Raw genomic sequence first — 572 nt, 5'->3', positions numbered from 1 at the left:
TTAGCGTTTGTGAGTAATCCAAGTTACGATCCCAATCCTTTTATCTCAGGCATCTCTTTTAAAGACTACGATGCATTAAGAGAAGATATCGATCAGCCCCTGTATAACCGTGCGCTTCAAGGGATGTATCCACCAGCCTCTACTATCAAACCATTTGAAGGGTTGGGTGGACTACATTACGGTTTGCGAGATTGGGAGACGACTATTTATGACCCAGGTTACTTTAGCTTACCTGGTGACTCGCATCGTTTTCGTGACTGGAAACGCGGTGGTCACGGCTCAGTGAATCTCAAAAAGTCTATTATGATGTCAGTGGATACGTATTATTATAAACTGGCATACGAGATGGGGATTCAGCGCTTACATGACTGGATGGTGCGCTTTGGTTTTGGTGAAGATACCGGTATTGATTTGCCGAATGAAAAGTCAGGTATCATGCCTTCTCCAAAATGGAAAAAAGACACTTATGACAAAGGCTGGTTACCAGGCGAGACCATCTCAGTCAGTATCGGTCAAGGATATTTTTTAGCAACGCCACTACAGATTGCCAATGCGACTGCCATGATGGCAAA

Annotated in this window: 1 protein-coding gene; it reads left to right on the top strand. The window is 44.1% G+C overall.

Annotation, left to right across the window (positions count from 1 at the left end; all coding sequences use genetic code 11):
- Positions 1–572: penicillin-binding transpeptidase domain-containing protein (locus tag ACS8FD_RS23230; protein WP_439277592.1), on the top strand; the 572-nt coding region annotated here is incomplete at both ends.

The organism is Psychrobacter sp. 1U2 (assembly GCF_051847575.1).
This window is presented reverse-complemented; position numbering and strand designations above follow the sequence as displayed.